The organism is Streptococcus mitis (assembly GCF_946190065.1).
In the GTDB taxonomy this organism is placed as follows: Bacteria; Bacillota; Bacilli; order Lactobacillales; family Streptococcaceae; genus Streptococcus; species Streptococcus mitis_DE.
This window is the reverse complement of the sequence record NZ_CAMHZD010000035.1, coordinates 1-3,720: the sequence shown is the minus strand read 5'-3', so window position 1 is coordinate 3,720 and position 3,720 is coordinate 1. Positions and strand designations below refer to the sequence as shown.

2 protein-coding genes are annotated in these 3,720 nt (G+C 38.1%); both read right to left on the bottom strand.

The genetic code is table 11. The annotated features are described in order from the left end of the window. Window positions 1-2,510, bottom strand: a 2,510-nt coding sequence (locus OCF96_RS09750) for a phage tail tip lysozyme (protein ID WP_261447042.1), incomplete at its 3' end; no start/stop codon positions are given. A 10-nt stretch (window positions 2,511-2,520) separates the two neighbouring features. Further along, on the bottom strand, window positions 2,521-3,720 hold a 1,200-nt coding region (locus OCF96_RS09745), incomplete at its 5' end, for a VirB4-like conjugal transfer ATPase, CD1110 family (RefSeq protein ID WP_261447041.1).

Below are 3,720 nucleotides of genomic sequence, written 5' to 3'. Positions count from 1 at the left end.
CCTTGAGCTTGACCGCTATCAACCCATTGATTGGCATTTCCTAAATACGGATAAATTCCTATTCCAATCTGAGCAAAGCGATTGTAGACATACCAGGTACAATTCCCTAGTTCATAAGCGTTACCTGAATAGCCTTGTCCTTCTAAAAGTGCTTGATCGGTAGGTAGTCCATAAGGTAGCTTATCTTTATATTCTGCTGGAACTTGCTTGCTAGAAACACCTGTTGAACCTCCTCCTTTATTTTTTAAGAAATTCAACCATTGACGGGCTGCATTTTGTCTTTCTAAGAGCTTATTTCCTGGAACTCCTAACCAAGCATTCAAGAAGTCCTCCGCAAGAGCTTCTACGGATCCAGTAGACGTTACAATTCTTCTGAATGCTGCACGTCTAGTTGGATCATCTTCCTCCAGAAGAAATTTTGTTTGGACTTCTGCAGACCAAATGTCTCCATTCACAGATTTTGCAAAATTCCACAATGCAAGAGCACGAGGGCCAGTAAATTGACCAATCCCAATCCCGATATAGTGCAAACCGTTGACTAGATAACCTCTTTCATTTAGAGGCAAGGTAGGGTACATAGCTTGAAAGGCTCCCCAATTACCAACTAGATTTTCTGCAGTTGGTTCTTTAGCAACTTTATCGAACTGATTATTGGTTAGAAAGTCTGTCTCATAACGTTTAAAAGTGATGGAACTCTCAATATCAAATCCACCCAAAACGGCTGCAATCCCTTCATCAGTTGCTTCTGGTATATTCTTTTTGATTGCATCCGCAAAAGCTCTTGCACGTTTGCCCTTCTCTCCAGATGTTTCAATATTGCTAACAACAGACGTTGCTTGTGTGTACTCTACACGCTGAAAGTAAAAACCGACATTGACATAAGTCCAACTCTTTTCAACATTACCATCTTTGTCTTTCTTATTTGAGCGATCAGGTTCAAGTTTTTGATAATAAACCGTTTGATTTCCTTCAGATGCCACCTTTCCAATGATATCTCCAGATTTGACATGATCTCCTGTTTTGTAACGAATCGTATCTACATTCTTATACAGAAACTTAGAATTCTCATCACTGATTTCTAGATCATTACCATTTACTTCGACTTTCCCATCTAAAACAGCTAATAGAGTTTGTCCACCTGTGGCCTGCAAAACAGAACCATTAAAAATTTCCTTCGTAGTTTTATAACCAAAGCGCTCAATAATCTGAAGCGGTGCTTGCGATTTAGGCTGATCTTCTGTATAAAATGGATTATCTAGCTCTTGTAGCAACATATATTTTCCGCTATCTCGAGCAATTTCTAAGAGCTCTTTATACTCTTCTAACTCATCCTTACTCAACTTATAGAGATCATTTTTAGTATAAAGATCTTCCATGGTTTTAAGATTATCTTTATCCCCATTCAAATTCTTCCATAAGGTATCTAAGTAAAGTTTCCCACGATTATTTTGCGAAAAATACTTGTTCCCGTCTATACGAAGTTTATCTGAAATATCATCATACTTATAGTTCAAGTACAATAGCGGATCATCAATTTTTGTCCAATAATCTACCTTATCATTCGATTTTTCACGATCCAATTTTGAAAGATACAACCAGGTATTATTCATATCAAACTCATCTTGACGAGTAATTCCTGAACTACCAATACCAAGTATTGCCAGAAACAAAAGCAGACCAAAAGCAATCAGATAAGCCTTTAAACCAAACGGATTTTTGATAATAGCTTTAATTGGTTTAGATCCAAAACGATAGACCTTTCTAACCTTCTTAGTGGCCTTCCCTGTCTTAGAAGCAGCTAAGCGATTTCTATAAACCTGTATCTGTCGGGATAACTTCCCTTCCCAAGAAAATTCTCTTGGGGTTCGAGTGAAGCCTCTTCCATTAGCCTTATTATAGAACCTATTTCCTAGACTATAGCTTGATTTAACAACTCCTTGACCAAGCTTACCACTATATTTCCCAATTATTTTAATACGTTTTCCTTGAATCTGAATATCCTGATACTGATTCTTAGTTCGTGCTATATCTGAAAGGGTATCATCCTGATGAGCCGTAGAACTAGCCTGTTGATTAGCAACTCGTTCTACAGATTGTTTGGCCACACGAAGAAACTTCTTCTTCCGTGATCCACCGTTAGCCTCTTGGGCAACTTTATAAGTTTTTTTAGAAACTTTTTTCTCTAGCTTTGCTTTATCCAATTCCTGCTTAAGAAAAGCCTGCTTCTTGATATCTACGGGACGAAGGGCTTTCCCTTCTTTGCGAAGCTCTCTTCCCTGTTTCTGGATATTCTTATACTCTTTTTGGATTTTTTTGACTTTAGCTCTTGAAGCTCTAAATTGTTTATGACTATTCTTAACTATTCGATTCGTAGAACGTGATTGTGACTTTAGCTCTTTCATTCGCATAGCACTATCTTGTTGGACAGTGCGGTAATTCTTCCGGACTGTTTCCAGCTTCTGATCTATCTTATGACCGATTGTTTTTGGTCTGCCTTTCTCCTGATCCATAGTGAGACTCCTAAGCGTCTGTTGCGACTAAGTTATATAACTTAGTATTCTTAGGTATTGGATTTTCAAATGGCACTACAACTGGCCCTGCTACAATTAAGCCAGTACCTTTAGCTTTTGGTCGAGCCAAGTAGCGAATCTGTTTGTCAGTCAAGTTAACAATCTCTTTTAAGATAGCCAAATCCTGGGGTTTTTGTTTTAGTAAAATCATGAACTCGCTGTTGGAGAGCAATTTTCGACCTTCTTCAACAGCAGCTAAAGTTTCTACGTTCTGGGTAATTCCTGTTGGAATCGCACCGTATTTCCGAATACGTGAATATAACGTAGTAAAGAAGTCAGCTTGAGCTTTATTCTTAAATAGAATCTGCATCTCATCAAAGTAAACCCATGTAGTACATTTTCCTTGATTCTCTACAATTTGATTCCAGATATAATCCTGAATAACCATCAAAGCGAACGGCTTCAATTTGTGCGACAACTTCTTCAGATTAAAGATAACAAAGCGATGATTAAGATCCACGTTTGTATTGTGAGCAAAAATATCTTGAGAACCATTTGTATAGGTTTCTACCGCCAAAGCTAAATCTTGAGCTTCTGGCTCTGGTTGTTCCTTCAATACTTGATGCCACTCTTTTAGCGTTGGAGTAAAATCATCTGTCAAATAACGTTCATAAGTCACACCTGTTACCCGGTCAATAATCCCAATCTGTGCATCTGTTACCTCAGATAGAATCGATTCAAATAATCCCATCAACAAGTTTGCTTTATCTCCAATCGGATCGTCATCCTCATCGTCTAAACGCTCTAGATCCGGTAGATCTAAGAGATTGATATGTGTTTTAGATCCAATCGAAATATCCACCATCTGAGCACCGAAAGCACGGCCAATATCAGAATATTCATCTTCGGGATCTACAATGATTACTCGATCTTCTGGATATTTCAGCAAAGTTGGAATGACTTCTCCACCTTTAATCGTAGTAGATTTACCAGAACCAGAAGAACCAAGTACAACACCTGAACCCGTATTCAGATCACGTTTTCGATCCAGTGTAATGATATTGTTTGATAACTGATTTTGGCCATAGTAGCGAGCAAGTGAGCTGTCAGACTTTAAATCCACGTTAGTAAATGGAACTTGCGTAGCAATATTAGCTGTAGTCATCTTTCTCATGAAATTCTTTTTCACATTTACGAAGCACTCACCGAT